Source organism: Synechocystis salina LEGE 00031 (assembly GCF_015207985.1).
GTDB classification, from domain to species: Bacteria; Cyanobacteriota; Cyanobacteriia; order Cyanobacteriales; family Microcystaceae; genus Synechocystis; species Synechocystis salina.
In genome coordinates, this window is record NZ_JADEVV010000001.1 from 139,148 (window position 1) to 161,296 (window position 22,149).

Below are 22,149 nucleotides of genomic sequence, written 5' to 3' on the forward strand. Positions count from 1 at the left end.
ATTTTTCTACTTTTAAAATCCCTAATATTCCGTAAAAAATTAGTATTCTGTCGAAAATAAATGAAATTTCTTCCCCACAGTGGTTACCATTGGCAAGGTCAATCTCCCTTTTTTGAAGGTTGGTATGTGCGCCTGCTTTTGCCCTACTCCGGGGAAAGTTTCGCCTTTATGTACTCCATCGAAAATCCCGCTGGCGATCTCCATTACGGTGGCGGTGCAGTGCAAGTCCTAGGGCCGGCCACAGGGACAAAGGCAAATCAGGACGACCAACTAATTTGGCGGACATTTCCCTCAGTACAAAAATTTTGGGCCAGTCCCCAGCAGTTTGCCCTGGGTCATTGGGGAAAACATACAAGCAAAGAGCCGGCCAGCCCCCTACCATCGGACGAATTTTTTACCCTGGTTAAAGAAGGTTATCAAATCTATCACCATCAACACCAAGGACAAATCACTAGTGGCGATCGCCATTGTCGTTGGCAGTTCACCGTAGAACCAGAAGTAACTTGGGGGAGTCCTAACCGATTTCCCAGGGCCACCGCCGGTTGGCTTTCCTTTTTACCCCTGTTTGATCCTGGTTGGCAAATTCTTTTAGCCCAAGGTAGAGCGCATGGCTGGCTGGAATGGCAAAGCAAACGGTATGAATTTGACCAAGCCCTAGTTTACGCCGAAAAAAACTGGGGTCGTTCCTTTCCTTCCCGCTGGTTTTGGCTCCAAGCCAATCATTTTCCCCAACATCCAGGGCTGAGCGTCACTGCGGCTGGGGGGGAACGCATTGTGCTCCATCGCACCGAAGAAGTGGCTTTGATTGGAGTGCATCACCAAGGTGATTTTTACGAATTTGGCCCGGGCCATGGCACCGTTACCTGGCAAGTAGCTCCCTGGGGCAGTTGGCAACTAAAGGCTAGCAACGATAGGTATTGGGTCACCCTCTCGGGAACAACGGAGGAAAAAGGGAGTTTGGTCCACACCCCCACCGCCCAGGGTTTACAACTAAATTGCCGAGACACCACTAGGGGACATTTACTTCTACAGTTAGGAGCTATTGGTAAGGGTTTGATGGTAGCAAGCAGAACAGACACTGCCGGTCTGGAAGTGGGTGGTAATTGGGGCCTTGGGTAGGGAAAATTTAAATAAAAAAACAGTGCTACCTCTAGGGATAACACTGCTCTGCTTTAATTCGTTAGGTTTTGATCAACTACAAGCCATCAGTTGACATACCGATGTGCTCAAACGGATTTAGCCGACAAAGGCTTTAACAGGTTCAGAAACCCCAGGAGCTTCAGACCCTTTGAGGTAAGCCAACATGGTATCAGCGTCGGAACATTCAAAGGGATCCACGGGACAGTTGTCGCCGAACTCAGGCTCAATAAACATTTTTTCGATTTTGCCATCGTTGACAAACATGGAATAACGCCAGGAGCGCATGCCAAAGCCCAGGTTGGATTTTTCCACGAGCATGCCCATTTTGCGGGTAAATTCACCGTTACCGTCGGGAAGTAGTTTGACTTTGTCGGCACCAATTTGTTTGCCCCATTGGAACATGACAAAGGCATCGTTAACGGATAGACAGATAATATCGTCTACTCCTAGGGCCTGGAATTCTTCAAACAACTGCTCGTAGCGGGGCAAGTGATTGGAAGAACAGGTGGGGGTGAAGGCACCGGGCAGGGAGAAAAGCACAACCTTTTTGCCACCAAAGATTTGTTCAGTGGTTTTGTCTTCCCAACGGTAGGGGTTAGGACCAGATACGGATTCGTCACGGACACGGGTTTTGAACACTACACTGGGAACTTGTTCGGGGGTCATGGTTACCTCTGGCTATCTAAACGACTAAATTTTTGTGAGGGAATGGAGCATTTGTCGTCAATGCCTGCCCTCTTTTCTCAGAATAGTTCTGAGATAGAAATAAGTCAAGTTTAAAAATTAATATTTTTTTTATAATTATCTTATCTAATATTCTTTCCAGAAAATGTTAAGCTAGATAGACTATAGCGAAACAATGCGGATCATTGGTGTGGTAGCCGAGGCCCATGGCCCTTAGGGTTGGCCCATTAAAGGTAAACAGGTAAAACGTGCTGCACCGATGTTGGCAGAAGATGTTAGGAGGAACGGTATGCCCTTAACCAGAGAAGAAATTATTCAAACGCTGAAGGAACGAGGCCTGCGGGTTACTCCCCAGCGCTATGGGGTCTATGCCAATCTACTCCAGCGTCGGGATCATCCCAGTGCGGAACAGTTGTTGTTTGACCTTAACCAAGCCGCCCCCACATCCTCCCAGGCCACGGTGTATAGTTCCCTCAAGGCTCTGCAGTCAGTGGGGTTGATCAGAGAAGTTTTATTGGAAGAAGGGGTCTGTCGCTACGATGCCAACGTGGAGCCACACCATCATTTTTGTTGCCGTCAGTGTGGGGCGATCGAAGATGTGGATTGGGAAGAGTTACCAGCAGTGGATCTGGGCAAACTCAGACCAGGCCTAAAGGCGGAACGTTATGAAATTACTGTCCATGGCGTCTGTGAAAATTGCGCTGATTAGTTTTTGAAATTGCCGACGATCAACAGACCGCTTGCAACATTTCTGTCCAACCCCTGAATCCCCTAAGTTTGGCGGACTTTTATGCCTGTCACCCCCTAGAATTGGCAGACTAGGGAAGCTTTTGAAAAATGTTCTAACTTCCTTGCTCAAGATCCGCCAAGGCCAAACGGATTTGTTCTAGGCGGCGGCGGTTAACTCCCAAATCCGATTCTCCCAACCGGGATGCAGAGCGAACTTCAATTACAGGGCGATCGCCGGGGAAATAAAATTCCAGGTCATCGACAAAACCCATTAAGCGGCTATGGGCCTCAGCTCGAATGTAATCATCCTGAGATTCCACAATGGTGGTGCCGGGTACTACCCCTAAAATTTCCATCAATAGGCTGCGGGTATTCTCCAAATTTCCTTGGTAATGGAGTGGCTCAATGCTGTGGACGGAATCAGTGCTGATTTGACTGTTCACACAATTGGGCGTGTCGGGACAGGGGGCTAATTGTCCGCTTGTGACCCCTAGGTTTTCCGGTGTGGAGCCAGCAAAGATTTGTTCAAAGCCTGGTAGGGCGGCAAACCAAACCATCCCCGATAGCAACACAGCCAGTAGCGTACCCATGAAAAAATTCCGGTAATTGGTAAACATCAAGACCTCTTTAATCTATGGTTTCCTTGGCGATCGAGCAAGGTTAACTCCTAAACTCCAGCGGAGACAATATTCCTGATATGGGTTTTTTCCCTGGCGTGATGAAGGTCACATTCCAGAGCCCCAACGGTCTTCCCAGGGAGTTTTGTTAGTTCAATGGTTCTGGCAGGCTATGGTGAGAGTTGTTAGGATCAAAACAATGGCATTCCTTTATCAACCATGATGACCCTTACCCCTACCATTGAATTTTTTGCCGATCTCCCCGAAGAACTCAGCAATGTTAGCCTACGACGCAATGCCACTACGGGCGCCCGCACGGTGGTGATGACCTTTGAACGTCTCCAGGCGATCGAAAGATTCCAAAGTTTTACCCAAAGATTTAACGGCCATTTACGCCTTGCCGATGAAGAGGGGGCCATGGAAATTGAACCATCGTCAGTGAAATTTATTTTTGGTGGGGACGAAGGGGATGAACTCCGGGGGGCCCAGTGCAGTTTTGATTTAATTAAAAATGATCATTGGGAGCGCTTTATCCGTTTTATGGAGCGTTACGCAGAGGCCAATGGCATGGGCTACCAAGACCGCTAGGGACAAAAGTGACTGGAGCGTATTGAAAACTTTGCAAATAGACTCTAATCAGGGGACAATCTAGCGAAATTAAGCCTTGATTCTCCCTGTTGCCTGTGTTGCTAAATCTTCCCGCCGCTTTTAAATTCCGTTCCTATCAGAAGCTGATGGGGGGACTGTTGCCCTTACTGCTGTTTGCCTGTGGTAGCCCCAATGTTGGGAATGGTAGTTCTCAGCAGAATCGTCAAGAAACGCTGAAAATCCTTTCTTGGCAGGCTCCCACGATTTTGAATCCCCATTTGGCTACGGGCTTTAAGGATGCGGAGGCCAGTCGCATTGCCCTCGAACCCTTGGCGAGCTTCGACCATGAGGGCAACCTAGTTCCATTTTTAGCGGCGGAAATTCCCAATGTGGAAAATGGCGGCGTGGCGGCCGATGGTTTGTCGGTCACCTGGAAGCTAAAGCCCGATGTGCTCTGGTCTGATGGGCAACCCTTCTCAGCGGAGGATGTGGTTTTTACCTACAAATTTCTCAGCGACCCCAAAACCGGAGCCACCAGCACCGGCACCTATGAGGCGATCGCCAAGGTGGAAGCTTTAGATAAAAACACGGTCAAAATAACCTTTAAAGAACCTAATCCCGCTTGGTTTTTGCCCTTTGTGGGTAGTGAAGGGATGATTCTCCCCCAACATATTTATCAGGATTTTGTCGGCGAAAAGGCGCGCCAAGCCCCAGCCAATCTGTTACCCATCGGTACGGGGCCCTATCGGGTTGTTAACTTTAAACCGGGGGATGTGGTGTTGTATGAAGTTAACCCCCATTATCGAGACAAGGAAAATGTCGGCTTCCAACAGGTGGAAGTGAAGGGGGGAGGCGATGCCACCTCTGCAGCAAGAGCCGTACTGCAAACGGGGGATGCGGATTTTGCCCTCAATTTACAAGTGGAGGACAACATTCTCCAATCCCTGGCCCAAGGAGGCAAGGGAGAAATTGTGGCGGATTTAGGCAGTTTGAGTGAGCGCGTGATTTTCAATCTTAGTGACCCGGACCCTGGTCGCACCAATGGCGATCGCTCCTCGGTGAAGTTTCCCCATCCCTTTTTGCAGGATCCCCTGGTGAGGAAGGCGATTACGTTGGGCATTGACCGGGATTTGATTGCCAAGCAACTCTATGGCGTTACGGGACAACCCACAGCTAACGTTTTACTGTTGCCCCAGCAGTACGCTTCCCAAAATACAAGTTTTCAATTTAATCCCACCGAAGCTCAGCAATTGCTCGACCAAGCGGGTTGGAAAGACAGTAACGGCAACGGCATTCGAGATAAGGATGGTATTGAGTTGCAAATGGTATTCCAAACCAGCGTTAATCCCCTCCGGCAAAAGACCCAGCAGGTAATTAAACAAACTCTCCAGGCGATCGGCGTGGGGGTGGAACTGAAAAGCATTGACCCCAGTGTGTTCTTTTCCGGTGATCCGGCCAATCCCGATACGTTGGAAAGGTTCCAGGGGGATTTGTCCATGTTCACCACGGGCAACACTAACCCGGATCCGAGCAAATATATGCAAACCTTCACCTGTGGGGCCATTCCCACCGCAGAGAATCAATGGAGTGGAGACAATTATGGGCGTTACTGTAGCGAAGAATACGACCAGATCTGGCAAAAGGCGGTGGCTGAACTAGACCCGGAAAAGCGCCAACAACTATTCATTCAAATGAACGATTTGTTAGTGGATGATTATATTCTGGTGCCCCTAGTGCATCGCGCTAGTGTGGTGGGGGTCGGCGATCGCCTGGATGGGGTGGCGTTGACTCCCTGGGATCGTCCCACTTGGAATATTAAAGATTGGCGGCCTAAAGCAAAGTAGTGGAAGGGCTCGGGGGGCTCGTTGAAGGATTATTATTACTCTCTTTTAACGGGTCTGACGGGGCTCGAACCCGCAACTTCCGCCGTGACAGGGCGGTGCTCTAACCAATTGAACTACAGACCCAGGTTTTTCAGACTTTTACCATTACATCAGTTGTGCCGGAGATTGTCAACCCCCGACAAAAAAATCTTGTTTTTCCCAGTCGGGTAAATGGGCCGGGGCAGATAACTTGCCGTAGTCCTATCCCCCGGCTTCGATCCACTCTGGGGTAGCTATTCAACCTGGGCGATCGCCTGGCGGATAGCTTCCCGCTGCTCTTGGTCATAGTTCCACCGTTGCAAAAAGGCTTCGTAGGGCCCAGGACCGTCCAAACTTTGTTCTAACTCTGTCAATTTTTCTGGTAAGCCTGGTAGGGATAGCTCGTTGATTAAGGTCTGAGTCCGTTGAGCCACCTGCTGGGAACCCTGGGCCGCTTCCCCATGGCCGGCCCGTTGATGGAGAATTGCTGTGGCGGTGGCCATGGCCAAATTTTTCACCAACAATTCCCCTACGATCGCCGGAGAGGAACTGAGGGCTGTTAACAAAGCTGGGGTTGGTTGATCCGCCAGGGGAAAATTTTGGGCAGTGAGAAAAGTGACGAAAAAACCCCGGGCTCCGTTTTCCGTGGCCACCAAATTGGCGATCGCCGTGGTCATTTCCTGGTCACTGAGGTTATTTGCCGCAATTTCTAGCAATAGTTCCTGGCTATGGGCAATGGCCTGTTCAAAACTAAGGTCAGTGTAATTAATGGAAGCAACCATGGCATTGGGGTAAGGGTTCAAAGGCTGGGCAGTGAGGGAAAGGGAAAGGAGAGCGGGTAAAATCAACGGCAACATCGAAAATGCCTAGGAAAAATGGGAAGATTTTCTCGACCATTGTAGTCAGTGGCACCAAGATTTACACCAAACTCTGTTTTGCTCCCCGGAATTGATCTGTCCCACTAAATAAAGTATGGAATTAACAATCGGCTGGCTTTATCCCAAACTCATGAGCACCTACGGCGATCGGGGCAATGTCATTTGCATCCAACGTCGTTGTCAATGGCGGGATATCCCGGTGAAAATTCTGCCCCTGGAACAAACTAGCGATGCGGCACTATTTCTCCAAGCCGACGTAATTGTGGGGGGTGGGGCCCAGGATCGCCAACAGGAAATTGTCATGCGAGATTTGCAAGGCGCTAAGGCAGAGGCCCTAAAAAATCAGTTAGACGGCGGCATTCCCGGAGTCTTCACCTGTGGTTCTCCCCAACTGCTGGGGCATTATTATGAACCCGCCCTGGGGAAACGCATTCAGGGTTTGGGACTGCTGGATATGGTCAGTAAACATCCAGGACCAGAAGCGAAACGGTGCATTGGTAACGTGGTGTTTGAAATTACCGCTGAACCCCTACGTCAGGAATTACAGGCCATGACCGGGGAAATTCCCATTGTGATCGGCTTTGAAAATCATGGTGGCCGCACCTATTTACAAAGTGTTAGTCCCCTGGGCAAAGTTAAAACCGGCTATGGCAACAACGGCGAAGATGGTTTTGAAGGAGCCTTCCACCAAAAGGCGATCGCCACCTACTCCCATGGCCCCCTGCTGCCGAAAAATCCCTTTTTAGCTGACTGGTTGATCCGCACAGCCCTGGAGAAAAAGTATCAAGAGCAAGTACAGTTAGCGCCCCTGGAAGACCGCCTTGCCCAGCAAGCCCGCGCCGCCATGCTCAAACGGCTAGAATAGGAGCAATTTGATTACGAAACGTAACAAGCCCTCACCACTGGCTAGAGATTATGACGGACGCTCGACCACGGATTTGTATTTTAGGGGGAGGTTTTGGCGGACTTTATACCGCCCTGCGCCTCAGTCAACTGCCCTGGGAGGGCCACACCCCACCGGAAATTGTCCTCGTCGACCAACGGGATCGGTTTTTGTTTGCTCCTTTTCTCTACGAATTGGTGACGGAGGAAATGCAAACTTGGGAAATTGCTCCCCCCTTTGTGGAACTGTTGGCGGAATCAGGGGTAGTTTTTCGCCAGGCAGAAGTGACGGCCATTGATTTTGACCGCCAGAAAGTGATGTTAAATGACCAGGACAGGGGTTCGGAAAATTTAGCGTTTGATCAGTTAGTCATTGCCCTGGGGGGTCAAACTCCTTTACCCAATCTACCGGGGCTGAAGGATTATGGTTTGGGATTCCGCACCCTGGAAGATGCCTATAAACTCAAGCAAAAGTTAAAACTATTAGAACAATCCGATACCGAAAAAATCCGAGTAGCCATTGTCGGTGGGGGCTACAGTGGGGTGGAATTGGCAGCCAAACTCGGCGATCGCCTGGGGACTCGGGGCCGCATCCGCATTATTGAACGGGGCCAAGAAATTTTAGCCATGTCCCCAGAATTCAATCGTCAACAGGCCCAGGCCAGTCTCTCCGCCAAGGGCATTTGGCTAGATACGGAAACCACCGTCACCGCCATTACCGCCACCGATGTCACCCTCCAGTTCCGGGAACAGGAAGATGTAATTCCAGTAGATTTGGTGCTTTGGACTGTGGGCACCACCGTTTCCCCCCTCATCCGTAATTTAGCCCTGCCCCATAACGACCAAGGTCAGCTTAAAACCAATGCCCAACTGCAGGTGGAAGGAAAAACTAACATTTTTGCCTTGGGGGATGGGGCCGAAGGTCGGGATGCCAACGGTCAATTAATTCCCACCACGGCCCAGGGGGCATTCCAACAGGCAGACTATTGTGCTTGGAACATTTGGGCTAACTTAACCGGACGTCCTCTCCTGCCCTGTCGTTATCAACCCCTAGGGGAAATGCTGGCCCTGGGCACCGATGGCGCTGTGTTGAGCGGTTTAGGCATTAAATTAAGTGGTCCGGCCGCTTTATTGGCCCGCCGGTTGGTCTATCTCTACCGTTTTCCCACTTGGCAGCATCAATTAACAGTGGGCTTGAATTGGCTTACCCGTCCCCTGGGGGATTGGCTCAAAAATGAACCTTCCTGAGGGGAATGTCGTCTAAAAAAACTGCCTTCCCCGGCGATCGCCTCAGTGGTGACTGGGGAAGTAAAGAGCTGGTTGGGCCCCGAAAGGCTCTGCTTGCTTGCTTTGGGAACTGTATTGCGGTTACTATCTCCCAAGATTATGCGCCACACCGTTTTGATTAATGTTCCCGTTGGCGGCGGCCCCTAACAATCCGCTGAATGACTTATTACCACCCCAATGCTCTGGATGGGTCATCTGGGGGAAGACAACAGGTTCGTTCAGTGGTTCATTGAGTTGAGAAGTCCCTATGTCAAGATTGCCTGGTTTTGCTCTTACCTTTCTATCGGTCTTGTTAACCAGTCTGCCAGCCATGGCGGGGCAGTTAGTTAACTGGAATTTCAATGCTTCCCAGAATCGGTTCACTTTCTACACCAATTCCCGGGTACAACCCACCGCCCAACTGATCCCCAATCCCACCCGTATTGTGGTGGACTTGCCCGGCACCACCCTAAGTGGCCCGACCGTGCGCCAAGCCGGATCTGGCAGGGTGAGGGAAATTCGTATTGGGGAGCCGGACAGTTTCACCACCAGGGTAGTGATAGAACTGGAAGCAGGCTACACCGTTGATCCCCAACAGGTTAAAGTCCGGGGCATCACCCCGACCCAGTGGGTGGTGGAATTGCCTACTCCCGAACTGGCCCCAGCGAGCAACAACAATGCCCCTGCCCCCAATCCCGACGGCTCTTCTCTGCCTAGTCAGAATTTAACTGCAGCTAACTCCCCCCGCGCCGGTCAGCAGGACTTACAGGTCACCGGCAATGGGCTGTTTGTCCGTTTGGATAAAAACGGTGACAACAGTAATATTCGTATCCAACCCAATGCGCGCCAATCCACAGTTAACTTTGAACTCACTGGGGCGGTACTACCGGAAAGTTTGGTGGGGCAGTCTTTGCCTGTGGGGGAATACGGAGTTGAAGAGATTAAGTTTTCCGACAATCCCAATAATCCCCGCCTTTCCCTGGCCCTAGCGGACAGTGGCGGAGGCTGGAATGCCTACTATAGCCGGGTGGGGGGAGGCGTAGTTCTGCTCCCAAAGCAGATTAACCGGTCCGGGGGTTCTAACCAAGCTCCTGGATCGGCGGCCGTTTCGGTCAGTAATAACACCTCTAATTCTTCCCCTTCTTCCCCGAGTTCTTCTGGTAATAGAAGCCCCAACAATCGCCTCGTGAGTCAGGCTTCCAACCGTAATCTCGCCAATATCACCGCCATTGAGGTGACCAGGGATGATAGCCAATTGATCATCCGTGGCGATCGCCAGATTAGTGCTAGGGGGAATTTCAATCGTCTAACGGGTAACTACGAAATTCGTTTAGACCGGGCCCAACTGTCCCCCCAGTTCCAAAGTCCAGAGTTGGTCACGGGGGGCCCCATTTATCAGCTCAATATTCGCCAGGAAACCACCGATTCAGTTTTAATTCTGGTTCAGCCCAACACTGGTCGTCGTTTTGGTCGTCTGTTTCGTTCTGGGGGCAATCTTTATGCCTTGGAATTAATTCCCGATGCCACCGCCAGCCGGCCGTCGGGCAATTTATCCGCTAGTTCTTCCCCGAGAGGTACCGGTGGAGACCAAGTCTCCATTGCTGTTCAGCCGCCCCCAGCCAATGCGGCCCCTAGTTTTCCCCCGGAGTGGAGCAGTCCCCCCGCAGGCAATTTACCCTCCATTCCCAGGGGCAGTCGTTTAGTGGTGGTGGATCCTGGCCATGGCGGCAAAGATCCCGGGGCGATCGGCATCAGGGGAGTGCAAGAAAAGGACGTAGTGCTATCCGTTTCCCGGTATGTACAGCAATATTTGGAACAACAGGGAGTCCGGGTGTTGATGACTCGCACGGGGGATTATTTCATTAGTCTCCAAGGCCGCACCGACATGGCTAACCGGGCTGGGGCTGATTTATTTGTTAGTATCCACGCCAATTCCATGGGAATGGGGCGTCCCGATGTTAATGGCTTTGAGATTTACTACCACGGCAATGCAGGCCTATCCCAAGCCATCCACCGCAATGTGGTTAACTCCCTAAATGTGCGCGATCGCCGGGTGCGCCAGGCTCGATTCTACGTTTTGCGTAATTCCCGCATGCCCTCCACCCTAGTGGAAATGGGCTTTGTCACCGGCAATGAAGACAATTACAAACTGACTAATCCTGCTTTTCAACAACAGATGGCCCAGGCGATCGCCAAGGGAGTTTTGGAGTATCTGCAACAAAGATAAGTCTTGTCCGTCCATAGAATTCAAATTCAGAGAAACTTGACTTGTATGAAGGATATGGTAACTAAAACCTATTTACTTCATCTATTATTCGTGTTTCAATGACAAGCATCTTTCCTTAATTAACAGGTATAGTCCCATATAAAATGCGTGAGCCCCAGCGTAGCCGAATTGGCGTTTTTGATAGTGGTGTGGGTGGGTTAACCGTTCTACGTGAGCTGTATCGACAATTACCTAAAGAATCAATTCTTTATTTTGGCGATACCGCACGGCTACCTTACGGCAACAGATCCCCGCAAGTTATCCTCCAATATGTCCGGGAAATCCTTACTTGGATGGCAGAGGAGGAAGTGAAAATGGTAATCATGGCCTGCAACACCAGTTCTGCTTTGGCCCTGGAAACCGTACAACAAGAATTTAATATGCCAATTTTGGGAGTTATCCTCCCTGGGGCCCGGGCGGCAGTGCGTCAAGGTCGGCGCATCGGTGTTATTTCCACCCCGGCTACGGCGGCCAGTAATGCCTATCGCCATGCTATCCACGAAGTCAACCCTGATGCTTTAGTTTGGCAGATGGGATGTCCAGAATTTGTCCCCCTAATTGAGCAAAACCGCCTCCATGACCCCTACACCCTAGAGGTGGCCAAGGGTTATCTACAACCCCTCTTAGATGCGGACATTGACACTCTGGTATTTGGTTGCACCCATTACCGTCATTTAACCCCTGTCTTCCAGCAAATTTTGCCTTCCCATATCCGCCTAGTGGATCCAGCCAGCCATGTGGTCAAGGCGGCCCGGCAAGAGTTGGAAGTGATGGGACTACGGAATTCAGAAATGTCCATTGCCACCCGTTTCACTGTTAGTGGTTGTCCCCAACAGTTTGCGGAGCTTTCCCAGCAGTGGTTGGGCTTTACCCCCATGGTGGAAAAAATTTCCTTGCCCTGCTTGAGTTCAATCTACCCCCAACCTTTGGAAATACGGGAGTAGAATGCTAGTCAGATTCTGGCATTCCTTCTTGCCTGATGGCTCGGAATTCCTGAACTAATAACTCCAATAACAGCGATCGCCATGCTCAACTTTTTCGGGAGGCGATCGTTTTTTGTTGGGGGCCAAAGGTCATCAATAATCGTTACAATTCTTAATAGTCCGCCCCGGGTAATGGCTATCCCCCGTCCTGGAACCCCACTAGTTTTACTATGACCAGTCTCTTAACTTCCCCCCGTCAAGATCAAGTTGTCGCTGAGTCCTTGCCTGCTGGGGGCTTGGACCAAAACAAATTTGACTGTCGGGCAGTGTGGTATCCCCTGGCCTATGAAGAGGATTTGGACCAACGTAGGCCAACTCGTTTTACTCTGTTGGGGGAAGATTTGGTGATTTGGTGGGAGGAAAGTACCCAACAATGGCGGGTTTACGCCGATCAATGTCCCCATCGCTTAGCCCCTTTATCGGAAGGCCGCATTAATGAAGCCGGACAGTTGGAATGTCCCTACCACGGTTGGACTTTTGCTGGGTCGGGCCAATGTCAAGCCATTCCCCAACAGTATGCCGACGGCCGAGCCCACACTAGTAAACGGGCTTGTGTGCGTGCCCTCCCCACTAGAGTGGCCCAGGGTTTATTGTTTGCTTTTCCCGGAGCTGTGGAGCTAGCGGAGAAAGTTGCCCTGCCATTGGTGGATGTATTGGAGGAAGACCAATCGGAGTGGGTTTGTCTCAATACTTTTCGGGATTTGCCCTACGATGCCTTTACCCTAATGGAAAATGTGTTGGATTCCAGCCATATTCCCTACACCCACCATAAAACCGTGGGCAAACGCAGTAATGTTAGTCCAGTGGATTTGGAAATTGTCCACGGCGATCGCCAGGGCTTTACCGGTGTTTGGGAAGAGGGGCCGAGGAAAGGTACCTTGGGTAAACAAACCACCACTTTCATTGCCCCGGGATTGATGTGGCACGATCTAACTTCCCAGCAATTTGGCCGGACTTTAACGGTGGTTTATGCCACGCCCATACGCCCAGGGGAATGCCGTTTATTTGCCCGTTTTCCTTTCAAATTCCCCAGTAAGTTGCCCCGCTTTGCGATTGGTTTAACCCCTCGTTGGTACTCCCATTTAGGACAGAACCGGGTGCTAGAAGATGACCAAATTTTTCTCCATTTCCAAGAAAGATTTGTGCAGAGCAAGGGGGGATCGCCAAACTACGAAAAAGCTTGTTACCTGCCCACTAAGGCCGATCTATTTGTGGCTGAATTTCATCGTTGGATTGAACAGTATCAAGTTCAACCCTTTGGGGAAAGTTCTTTGCCCGATCGCCAATCGGTAGAGCAATTGATGGACCGTTACCATTCCCACACCAAACATTGTCATAGTTGCCGCAACGCCCTTGCTAACATTGAAAAAATTCAAACCGGGAGCCTGGCGATCGCCATTATTTGCTTGGTGGGTTTACCTGTGGCCAGTTTAGGCTTGGCCCCCAATTTTTCCCTGGGATTGGGCTTAACAGTGGTGACTGGCTTAGCTTTTGCTCTCTGGGCTGGCTTGGGCAAATTTAAACAATCTTTTTACCGAGGTAACCCCATTCCCCCAAGGAATATGCCTGACAAAAGTTAATCCTTTGTGTTCGTTGTGAAAAAACATTGTCATTGACTATTAGCCCTGGTTCTTTTGTCGAAACCAAGGCTACTGGACTGGATCTGGAGTCAGGGTTTGCCCAATAATAATCGGAATCTTTGTAACAACCATTACTGGTAAGCCCCAGGGAAATGATTACCATTAACAAATCGTAATATTTTTGCCGTTGCTATGAATGCCTCCACCTCTCCCCGTCGTCCCCATGTGGTTATTGTCGGGGGCGGCTTTGCCGGTCTTTACACTGCAAAAAATTTACGGCGATCGCCAGTAGATATCACCCTGATTGACAAGCGAAACTTCCATCTTTTTCAACCCTTGTTGTATCAGGTGGCCACCGGCAGTCTTTCCCCGGCGGACATTGCTTCCCCGTTGCGGGGGGTGCTGAAGGGCCAAAAAAATATTCGTGTGTTGATGGATAAAGCCATCGACATTGACCCAGATAAACAAAAAGTGGTGCTGAAAGACCATGCCCCCATCCCCTACGACTGGCTGGTGGTGGCCACTGGGGTAAGTCATCATTACTTTGGCAATGACCATTGGGCTGCCCTGGCACCGGGGTTAAAAACTATTGAAGATGCTTTGACCATGCGCCAACGGATTTTTGCGGCCTTCGAAGCAGCGGAAAAGGAAAGTAACCCAGAAAAGCAACAGGCTTGGTTAACCTTTGTCATTGTCGGGGCCGGGCCCACCGGGGTGGAATTGGCCGGGGCGATCGCCGAAATTGCCCACAGTTCCCTCAAAGATAATTTCCATCGCATCGACACCAGGCAGGCCAAAATTTTGCTAATTGAAGGGGTTGATCGGGTACTGCCCCCCTACAAGCCCCAACTGTCAGCCCGGGCCCAACGGGATTTGGAAGACTTGGGGGTAACGGTGTTAACCGAAAGAATGGTAACGGACATTAACCCGGAGCAGGTGACGGTGCATAACAATGGCCAGAGTGAAACCATTGTGGCAAAAACAGTGCTCTGGGCCGCTGGAGTACGGGCTTCCGGCCTTGGTAAAATCATTGGCGATCGCACTGGGGCCGAGTTGGACCGGGCCTGTCGGGTGGTGGTCAACCCTGATTTGAGTGTGGCTAGTTTTGATAATATTTTTGTCCTAGGAGACTTGGCTAATTATTCCCACCAAGGGGATGGGCCTCTTCCCGGTGTGGCCCCCGTAGCCATGCAGGAAGCGGCCTATCTGGCCAAACTAATTGGCGATCGCCTACAGCATCGGGAGACTGCTCCTTTTCGTTACCTGGATTACGGTAGTTTGGCTGTGATTGGTCAAAATAAAGCGGTGGTTGACCTTGGTTTTGCCCAATTTACTGGCTTGGTAGCTTGGATGATCTGGGTTTGGGCCCACGTTTACTACCTGATTGAATTCGACAACAAGCTAATTGTCATGTTGCAGTGGGGCTGGAATTATTTCACCAGAGGCCGGGGAGCCCGCCTCATCACTGATACCCCCAATCCCCAGAACACCTCCACTGTGCCAAAGGAATTAGTCCGCCCCTAGGAGCCAATTCGGTAAACCCCACCATAGCTTGATCAGACAATGCCTTAAACTGTGGAGAATAAGGCTATGGGCCCGAGCCTGGGAAAATAATGTTACACCTCGCCCAAATTACCATTGACCAGCAGGAAAATTGCCATCAACTAATGGTTTTGGCCAGTTGCCAGAATCACCAGTGTTGGCAAAGGAGCAACTTTACCCTGCCCCTGGGCAACCCAGTCCATTGGACTGAAGGGTCTTTAGTGTTGGTTCAAACCGATGCCGACCAGCAGGTAGAACAAATTCGGGATGGGCTGGACTGGCTACTGGAAATTTTGGAAATTGTCCCCACCGCCAATGGTTTTACCCCGGATCAAGCCCTTTCTTCTTTGGTAAAACAGGAAAAGAGGAGGGTAGAGGCCTGGCGTCAGGAAATGGCCGCCAAAAATTTAGATTTGACCAAGCGGCAAATTGAACTAGAAACCCAACGGCAACAATTAAAAGAGTTGGAATTAAAACTGCAAGAGCAGGTGGCGACCTAATGGTTCCGCTTCTCTGCCCCCAATACAACCTTTTTTCGCCTCATCGGGAAGACCTGCCCCAGTTTGCCCAATTAGACCAGCAGTGTTTGGGGGGAATGTGGACGCTAGGGGGTTATGAGCGGGAATGGGATAGCGATAACAGTGTTCTGCGGGGAATTCGTTTAACAACTGGGGGAGACTTGGTGGCCATGGGGGCCTTTTGGCAAATTTTAGAGGAAGCCCACATTACCTTGTTGGCCGTGGCCCAGGCCCATCGGCGGCAGGGATTGGGAAAAATCCTGCTCCAGTCCCTTTTGGCCACAGCGGCGCACCGACAATTGGAACGGGCTACTTTGGAAGTGAGGGCATCCAATCAGGTTGCCATGGACCTCTACCATCAATTTGGCTTTCAGTTGGCGGGACGTCGCAAGAGTTACTATCCCGATGGAGAAGATGCTCTAATTCTCTGGAAAAACCATTTGAGCCCCCCTGCCTAGTAACAAACCAGGGAAAACGGCACAATGGGGGAGCAGTTGATTTTGTTGCCCATGTCTGACCAGTCTGACCATCCCCTAATTTTGCTGTGGCACCGTCGGGATTTACGTCTCCATGACCATTTGGCTTTGGCCAAGGCCCGGCAAAAAACAGCCAGAATTGTCGGTGTCTTTTGTCTGGATAACAAAATTCTGCAAGCTAAAGCCATGGCTCCGGCCCGGGTGGCTTACCTGCTCGGTTGCCTACAGTCTTTACAGGACCATTACCAACGTCTCGGTAGTCAACTGCTGATTTTTCACGCAGACCCGGTGCAGTTGTTGCCCAAATTGGCCAATACCTTGGGCGCCCAAAGGGTTGTCTGGACTTTGGATACGGAACCCTACGCCCAACAGCGGGATTTAGCAGTGGCCCAAGCCCTAAGGGAACAGGGTTTGGCGATCGCCACGGAATGGGATCAACTCATGCATCATCCGGGGGAAGTGCTCACCCAAGCAGGTAACCCCTACACGGTTTACACTCCCTTTTGGAAAAATTGGCGTCAGTTACCCAAAGCAAGTCCGGTGTCCACGCCCAAGGATCTACAGGGTTTAAGTGCGGCAGAACAGGAAAAACTAGACCCCCTGGGGCTCCAGGCCATACCCCAGTTAACGGATTTGGGTTTTAGCTGGGACCAACCCCTCCCATTAGCGCCGGGGGAAGAGGCGGCCGAGGAAAGATTGGCTTGGTTTGTGGCCAATGTCCTAGAGGAATATCAACAAACCCGCAACTTCCCTGCCCTCGATGGCACTTCCCAACTGAGCGCCGCCCTCAAATTTGGTGTTATTTCCCCCAGAACCCTCTGGCAAGCCACTGTGGCAGCTTGGGACCAAAGTCGCAGTGAGGAAGCCCGGGCCAGCATTGAAACTTGGCAACAGGAACTAGCTTGGAGGGAATTTTATCAACATTGCCTTTACAGCTTTCCCGCCTTAGCCCAGGGGCCCTATCGATCGCCGTTTCAGGAATTTCCCTGGGAGGAAAACCAAGACCATTTCCAAGCTTGGTGCGCCGGGGAGACAGGCTACCCCATCATCGATGCGGCCATGGCCCAGTTGAACCAAACAGGCTGGATGCATAACCGCTGTCGGATGATTGTGGCCAGTTTTTTAACCAAGGATTTGATCCTCAATTGGCAATGGGGGGAATTGTATTTTATGCAGACCCTCTATGACGGTGACCTAGCGGCCAACAATGGGGGCTGGCAATGGAGTGCTTCTAGTGGCATGGACCCCAAACCCCTGCGAATTTTTAACCCCTATACCCAAGCCCAAAAATTTGACCCGGAGGGGGAATATATCCGCACTTGGTTACCCCAGTTAGCCCCCTTCGACACAGGGGATCTGTTAACCGGTAAGCTTAGCCCCATTGAAAGGCGAGCTGTTAACTATCCCGACCCGGTGGTAGACCACAATCAGCAACAACGGGAATTTAAACGGCGTTATCAGTTGGTCAAATAGCCCCTAGCCACCCGTTATTGTTGACTGCCCATGCCCCGGCGACCCTGGCGACTATTGCGACGTTCCTGCATTAATTCGGAGAACTTTTGCCGTTGTTCCGGGGTTAACACCTGACGACTTTCTAGCATGCTGTTGAAGCGCAGTTCTCCCAGTTGTTGACGCAAATTGGCTACTTGACTATGTTTGGCCCGAATTTGACTGTCACTGCCATTACCGGCCATCAGGGTGCGCAGCTCATTTTGGCTAGTGCGTAATTGTTCAGATAGGGATTGCATTTGCCCCTGGTATTTTTGACGAATAGCTTCCAGTTGCTGTTTTTGGTTATCGGTCAAATTTAGGGATTGCATCCATTGGCCTTGGCCTCCCTTTTTGTTGCCCCAGCCCCATTGGCTGATCGATTGCTCGGTTTCGTCGCCACTTTGCCAATGTAAATCTAAATTTTGGTTTTGGGCCATGGCGGGGACAGCGGTCATAGTACAGGCTAAGCCGGTTAACAGACTAGCAATAATAATCTTTTTCATGGTGATCAAGTTCTTTGAAAAATTGAGTGAAGAGGTAAAAATGGCAAAAAATAGTCCTACTCCCCTGGGGAATCGGTCAGTAACCACCATTCCTGGTTAGGGTTATCCATGGCTCCTAAGCCGTTAACGCTGTCGGGATAGATGGCCCCAGACCAACTTTCCTGGAGAAAAGCTTCTAGTTCGGCCATGTCCGGTTCCCGGGCCGTTTGCATCGGCGATCGCCAACCGAAAAGTCCTGCCCCCACTAGGCCGACGAGTAGAACTCCTCCCCCCAGCCATTGCCAAGAAAAACCAGGAACGAAGGAACGACGGGGACATTGCTTAATCCGTTGCAAAATTTGGTTTTCCAATTCCGGTGATGGGGCGGGAATCCCAGGGCGATGGGCCTGCAAAAAATGCTTTAGTTTACCCTCCTGGTCGGCGTTAAAAGAATTAAAAGACATCTTGAACTCCCTGTTGTTGCAAGAATTCCCGCATGGCTCGCCGGGCATAGAATAAACGGGATTTGATGGTGCCCCCAGGCAAATTGAGTACCTCCGCAATGGTCTTTTGAGGCAAGTCCTCCAGATCGTGGAGCACCAACACAGTGCGATGCTCAAAACTGAGGGTAGCCAAGCCCTGTTGCACTAAATCCTGGTAGTGGAGTTGCAACAGATCGGGGCTGTCCTCTGGCCGAGACAATTGCAGGGAGATTTCCCCTTCATTGTCAGCTAAGGCAGAACTTGGTTGATGAATCCGTTGGCGCGATCGCCCTAATTGTTTGCGGGCATCCTGGGCCACGTTCCAGGTGATGCGATAAAGCCAGGTGGCAAAAAAATTGTGATTGCGGAGTTTGGGCAATCCTTTCCACACCTTGAAAAATACCTCCTGAACTAGGTCATCGAGTTGATGCTGTCCACAAAGTTGATAAAGGGTGGAACGGACTTTAGCTTGGTACCGACGATAAAGTTGACGAAAGGCCTCGGCATCACCCTGCTGACTTTGCTGGATAATGCTAGCTTCGTTTTCCCCCACCGCTGGATTGACTAAGGGCTTAACCAACAAAACCTACCTCTTTGGCGGTTACGGGGGTTTAGACCGAAGGGGTTAGCCCAAGGTTCAAAGGGAAGGCTAAATTTTCTTGCGGCTGTTATTGGCAGGGGCTCCATTCGAACCCGGGGAATTTAGATAGAGAACCAATAAAGAGCTTGTGAAGGATGGGGTTTTAAATCCATTTTTCTGGTCAATCTTACCCATGTTTCTGTTTGGCTAAAGTTCTCTCTAGCAACACTGCATAAATAGGCTTCCCCCCCAATCCTTCCGCCACCACACTAGCCACTAGGCAGGTGACCAACAGAGGCAAAATCACAAAATAGTTATCAGTCATTTCAATGGTGAGCAAAATGGCTGTCAATGGAGCCCGCACCGTTGCGGCAACTAAAGCCCCCATACCGGCGATCGCCATCACGGCGGGTTCGGGAATTTGAGCCGGAAATAGTAAATGAAAATGCCTAGCTATGACAACGCTAGCAATGGAAGCAATACCCAACATAGGAGCAAAAATACCACCGATCGCCCCGGAGCCATAGCAAATCAGAGTTAACAGGAACCGGCCACAAAATACCAGTATTAATGTGGAGGAATGGGACTGGCTGTTAAAAGCCCAGAGCACCGCATTGTCCCCGCCATTGGTGAGGGGTATGGGCAATAGAGACAAAATCCCGATCACTGAACCGAGGATAAAACCTTTCCATCGCACCGCCAGGGGAGGGAGCCGGTCAAACCAGTCCAATAGTTTGAATAGACCCTGGTTGAAAGCGTAGCCCATGACCCCAAACAAAATGCCCAAAATGATGAACATCCAGAGGGAATCCAGGGGAACCCGTTTAAATTGGGTCAAACTGATAATGGCGGATTGTCCCCGAATCACCCGCAGCACAATGGTGGCCATCACACAGCCAAACAGTAGTCCGTGGTAGGCCAGAGTTTGACTGCGAAAACGGGGCCGCATTTCTTCCCCAATCAGCGCCACACCCGCTAAAGGGGCGTTAAAGGCGGTGGCTAGACCGGCCCCGGCCCCCACCGCAATTAAAATTCGTTGATGTTCCTGGCTAGATTTCAACCAGCCTCCTATCATTTGCCCAATGCTTCCCCCCATTTGAATGGTCGGCCCTTCAAAACCCGCCAACATACCGGCCCCCAGGGACAAAAAGCCCCCCACCAGTTTGATGGGCAATACCCTCTGCCAGATCAGGGGCAATTTCCCGTCCAAATGCCCTTCAATTTGAGGAATACCACTGCCACTGGTATCCGGGGCAAAGCGCTTCATCAACCAAAAGCTGAGGGCCACCATGCCCCCACTCACCAAAGCGGTCATCAACCAAGCCAAAGGAGGAATGGGGGATAAAAGGCTGGCCAATTGCGATCGCCATTGGAGCACATTATTAACAGCAGACTTAAAACCGGCTCCCACTGCTCCGGTAATCAGCCCCACCACAATGGCCGCCAAAAGGGTGCGGGGATGGAGGGAACGGGCACTGTCGGTTAAATTTCTGGGCAGTCTATCTAACCAGCGTCGATTTGACCTTTCAAAGTAGGAAGCCATAGGTCTGGTTTAGTAAGCATTGGCGAAGGCTTGGGAAATAAACGGTAATAAATGACGATCTCCGGCGAGGGCAGAATTTTCAGTAAACACCACCAAAAGATAGGGACTCTGGTGGGGAATTTCAATGTAGGCACAATCATGGCGCACCTGGCTGGTCCAACCGGCCTTGGACCAAATTTGGGCATCTTTGGGTAATGCTTCACCGAGAAAACCGGTAATTTGGTTATCCTCTCCCGGGGGGGGCGGAGCCACGTTCAAATCCCGCTTGAGCAATTGCATCATCTGTTGGGAACGGGTTGAGGACACCGCCACACCGCCAATGATACTGTGCAGCAACCGGGCCACAGCGTTGGTGGTTAACATATTACGCTGTTCGTACAGTTCCCCCACAAAGGCCCTTTCCCGGCCATAGTAACCATCGCCCCAGGTTTTTTGGTTGACATTAATATTCTGCAACTCCTCCCAGCCCAAGGATTGAAAATAACGGTTCACAATATTGCGCTGTTGCTGCCAGGTTTCAAAAGGCCCCGGCGGTAACATGGGCCCACTGCTGGTGCCGGTGAGTGTATCCACCACTAAACTGGTGGCATCGTTGCTGGAGTCCACGATCATATCCCGCACCGCCCGCTCCAACTCCGGGGAATCCTTCACCATGCCCCCTTCCAACCATTCCGCCATAGCCACCAGGTAAAACAATTTCACCACGCTAGCGGGATAAATGCGTTCAATGCCCCGGTAACTAAAGCCCCGCACGGGGTACTGCCAAAATTCATTAGCGGCGATCGCCCCTCCGGTATTAACCATCACCGGCGCGTCATAAACTAACCAGGTCAGGGCAATTTGGTCCCGCTGCAAAGTAGGAAAGGTCTGCCAGGTGCTTTCAAGGATGGCCTGGGCCATATCCTCCAGGGCCGGATCTTGCTGAAAAAATGCCATGGAAAAACGGGTAAAGGAAAAATTTCTGGCCAAGGTTAGCCATTGCTAATTGTTCTGAGCCGCCGGAGGTAAACGCCGGATATCGGAATAGAAGGCACTATGACTATAACCTCCCCTCCTTTGGATCAGGCTGGTGCGGAGTCGTAGGTTAGGGCTAGCATACCAATGCCTTTCCGTCAGGCGAGTTTCTCCGTCCTGTAAATTTAAGGTCAAACACTCGTCTGACCCCAGGTGATAATCCCCGCGCAGGAACACTTTGCTCCTATCCCCACTGCCCCGCCAAAGCCGACCCTGTTCCGGGCGATCGCCATCGGGCAAAAAACCGTAGTAAATGGAGCCGATATTTTTGGGCTTACCCCAGTCCACGGAAGTGTCCCAACTTAATTGCAACATAATTAATCCTTCACCATGGTCTAAACCGGCCAAGGCCTGGAGCGATTGCCCTAGCTCAGTTTGACTATCCCACCGTTGCACTGTCACATCGGATTTGTCATTGCCCGCTTCATTTTGCTCAAAACTATAACTAGTACGTTGGGAAAGCCATTTTCCTTCCCAGGCAGTGATAAATTCCAAAAAATCCATAGCGAAAAAGCTTCTTGGGGCAACAGGCTTCATTTTAGGCTA

At 50.9% G+C, this 22,149-nt stretch carries 22 protein-coding genes and 1 tRNA gene; 13 read left to right on the plus strand and 10 right to left on the minus strand.

Annotated elements, in window-relative coordinates; genetic code table 11:
* Positions 1-60: 60 nt before the first annotated feature.
* Positions 61-1,119 carry a tocopherol cyclase family protein gene (locus IQ217_RS00645; RefSeq protein ID WP_228023854.1) on the plus strand — a complete coding sequence of 353 codons (1,059 nt, stop codon included), beginning with the start codon at positions 61-63 and terminating at the stop codon, positions 1,117-1,119.
* 117 nt (positions 1,120-1,236) lie between these two features.
* Here IQ217_RS00645 and IQ217_RS00650 read toward each other — a convergent pair whose 3' ends face one another.
* Positions 1,237-1,806 carry a peroxiredoxin gene (locus IQ217_RS00650; protein WP_190595911.1) on the minus strand — a complete coding sequence of 190 codons (570 nt, stop codon included), beginning with the start codon at positions 1,804-1,806 and terminating at the stop codon, positions 1,237-1,239.
* A gap of 307 nt (positions 1,807-2,113) precedes the next feature.
* On the opposite strand from IQ217_RS00650, the gene IQ217_RS00655 reads away from it, so the two are divergent.
* Complete coding sequence (locus IQ217_RS00655) at positions 2,114-2,533, plus strand: Fur family transcriptional regulator (protein WP_194018544.1); 420 nt, start codon at positions 2,114-2,116, stop codon at positions 2,531-2,533.
* A gap of 133 nt (positions 2,534-2,666) precedes the next feature.
* On the opposite strand, the gene IQ217_RS00660 is transcribed toward IQ217_RS00655, so the two are convergent.
* Positions 2,667-3,143, minus strand: a complete 477-nt coding sequence (locus IQ217_RS00660) for a DUF1499 domain-containing protein (RefSeq protein WP_194018545.1) — start codon at positions 3,141-3,143, stop codon at positions 2,667-2,669.
* Positions 3,144-3,392: 249 nt separating this feature from the next.
* Between IQ217_RS00660 and psb28 the strand changes: the two genes are divergently transcribed.
* Together psb28 and IQ217_RS00670 are read left to right on the plus strand one after the other, a co-directional pair.
* Positions 3,393-3,758, plus strand: coding sequence for a photosystem II reaction center protein Psb28 (psb28, locus tag IQ217_RS00665; RefSeq protein WP_228017240.1), 366 nt, complete (start codon positions 3,393-3,395; stop codon positions 3,756-3,758).
* Positions 3,759-3,853: 95 nt separating this feature from the next.
* Positions 3,854-5,602 (plus strand): ABC transporter substrate-binding protein, encoded by a 1,749-nt coding sequence (locus IQ217_RS00670; protein ID WP_194018546.1) that lies wholly within the window; start codon positions 3,854-3,856, stop codon positions 5,600-5,602.
* Positions 5,603-5,651: 49 nt separating this feature from the next.
* Here the strand turns inward: IQ217_RS00670 and IQ217_RS00675 are convergent.
* Positions 5,652-5,725: transfer RNA gene (locus IQ217_RS00675), tRNA-Asp, on the minus strand.
* A gap of 149 nt (positions 5,726-5,874) precedes the next feature.
* A complete protein-coding gene (locus tag IQ217_RS00680; protein ID WP_194018547.1) occupies positions 5,875-6,477 on the minus strand; it encodes a hypothetical protein in 603 nt (200 codons plus the stop codon).
* A gap of 115 nt (positions 6,478-6,592) precedes the next feature.
* On the opposite strand from IQ217_RS00680, the gene IQ217_RS00685 reads away from it, so the two are divergent.
* The 9 genes from IQ217_RS00685 to IQ217_RS00725 all read left to right on the plus strand — a co-directional run bounded on the left by IQ217_RS00685 (position 6,593) and on the right by IQ217_RS00725 (position 17,484).
* On the plus strand, positions 6,593-7,363 hold the full coding sequence (locus tag IQ217_RS00685) for a type 1 glutamine amidotransferase (protein WP_194018548.1): 771 nt from the start codon (positions 6,593-6,595) through the stop codon (positions 7,361-7,363).
* 50 nt (positions 7,364-7,413) lie between these two features.
* On the plus strand, positions 7,414-8,628 hold the full coding sequence (locus tag IQ217_RS00690; RefSeq protein WP_194018549.1) for an NAD(P)/FAD-dependent oxidoreductase: 1,215 nt from the start codon (positions 7,414-7,416) through the stop codon (positions 8,626-8,628).
* Between the two features lie 286 nt (positions 8,629-8,914).
* Positions 8,915-10,873 carry an N-acetylmuramoyl-L-alanine amidase gene (locus tag IQ217_RS00695; protein WP_194018550.1) on the plus strand — a complete coding sequence of 653 codons (1,959 nt, stop codon included), beginning with the start codon at positions 8,915-8,917 and terminating at the stop codon, positions 10,871-10,873.
* A gap of 143 nt (positions 10,874-11,016) precedes the next feature.
* Positions 11,017-11,856 carry a glutamate racemase gene (murI, locus tag IQ217_RS00700; protein WP_190595892.1) on the plus strand — a complete coding sequence of 280 codons (840 nt, stop codon included), beginning with the start codon at positions 11,017-11,019 and terminating at the stop codon, positions 11,854-11,856.
* Between the two features lie 209 nt (positions 11,857-12,065).
* Positions 12,066-13,475, plus strand: coding sequence for an aromatic ring-hydroxylating dioxygenase subunit alpha (locus tag IQ217_RS00705; RefSeq protein ID WP_194018551.1), 1,410 nt, complete (start codon positions 12,066-12,068; stop codon positions 13,473-13,475).
* A gap of 192 nt (positions 13,476-13,667) precedes the next feature.
* Positions 13,668-14,999 (plus strand): NAD(P)/FAD-dependent oxidoreductase, encoded by a 1,332-nt coding sequence (locus IQ217_RS00710; protein ID WP_194018552.1) that lies wholly within the window; start codon positions 13,668-13,670, stop codon positions 14,997-14,999.
* Between the two features lie 89 nt (positions 15,000-15,088).
* Positions 15,089-15,517 (plus strand): hypothetical protein, encoded by a 429-nt coding sequence (locus tag IQ217_RS00715; protein WP_194018553.1) that lies wholly within the window; start codon positions 15,089-15,091, stop codon positions 15,515-15,517.
* A complete protein-coding gene (gene rimI, locus IQ217_RS00720) occupies positions 15,517-15,993 on the plus strand; it encodes a ribosomal protein S18-alanine N-acetyltransferase (protein ID WP_194018554.1) in 477 nt (158 codons plus the stop codon). The genes IQ217_RS00715 and rimI overlap by 1 nt, the downstream gene beginning before the upstream one ends.
* A 24-nt stretch (positions 15,994-16,017) precedes the next feature.
* Positions 16,018-17,484, plus strand: coding sequence for an FAD-binding domain-containing protein (locus IQ217_RS00725; RefSeq protein ID WP_194018555.1), 1,467 nt, complete (start codon positions 16,018-16,020; stop codon positions 17,482-17,484).
* Between the two features lie 14 nt (positions 17,485-17,498).
* On the opposite strand, the gene IQ217_RS00730 is transcribed toward IQ217_RS00725, so the two are convergent.
* From IQ217_RS00730 to IQ217_RS00755, 6 genes are all read right to left on the minus strand, one after another.
* Positions 17,499-18,005, minus strand: coding sequence for a Spy/CpxP family protein refolding chaperone (locus tag IQ217_RS00730; protein ID WP_228023853.1), 507 nt, complete (start codon positions 18,003-18,005; stop codon positions 17,499-17,501).
* Positions 18,006-18,061: 56 nt separating this feature from the next.
* The gene (locus tag IQ217_RS00735; protein ID WP_228023852.1) at positions 18,062-18,448 is read right to left on the minus strand and encodes a hypothetical protein; all 387 of its coding nucleotides are present in this window, start codon (positions 18,446-18,448) and stop codon (positions 18,062-18,064) included.
* Complete coding sequence (locus IQ217_RS00740) at positions 18,438-18,998, minus strand: sigma-70 family RNA polymerase sigma factor (RefSeq protein ID WP_249214047.1); 561 nt, start codon at positions 18,996-18,998, stop codon at positions 18,438-18,440. The genes IQ217_RS00735 and IQ217_RS00740 overlap by 11 nt, the downstream gene beginning before the upstream one ends.
* A 235-nt stretch (positions 18,999-19,233) precedes the next feature.
* Positions 19,234-20,589 carry a H(+)/Cl(-) exchange transporter ClcA gene (clcA, locus tag IQ217_RS00745; RefSeq protein WP_194018558.1) on the minus strand — a complete coding sequence of 452 codons (1,356 nt, stop codon included), beginning with the start codon at positions 20,587-20,589 and terminating at the stop codon, positions 19,234-19,236.
* Positions 20,590-20,598: 9 nt separating this feature from the next.
* The gene (locus IQ217_RS00750) at positions 20,599-21,525 is read right to left on the minus strand and encodes a serine hydrolase (protein WP_194018559.1); all 927 of its coding nucleotides are present in this window, start codon (positions 21,523-21,525) and stop codon (positions 20,599-20,601) included.
* Positions 21,526-21,570: 45 nt separating this feature from the next.
* Positions 21,571-22,140, minus strand: coding sequence for a phycobiliprotein lyase (locus tag IQ217_RS00755; protein ID WP_194018560.1), 570 nt, complete (start codon positions 22,138-22,140; stop codon positions 21,571-21,573).
* Positions 22,141-22,149 lie beyond the last annotated feature (9 nt).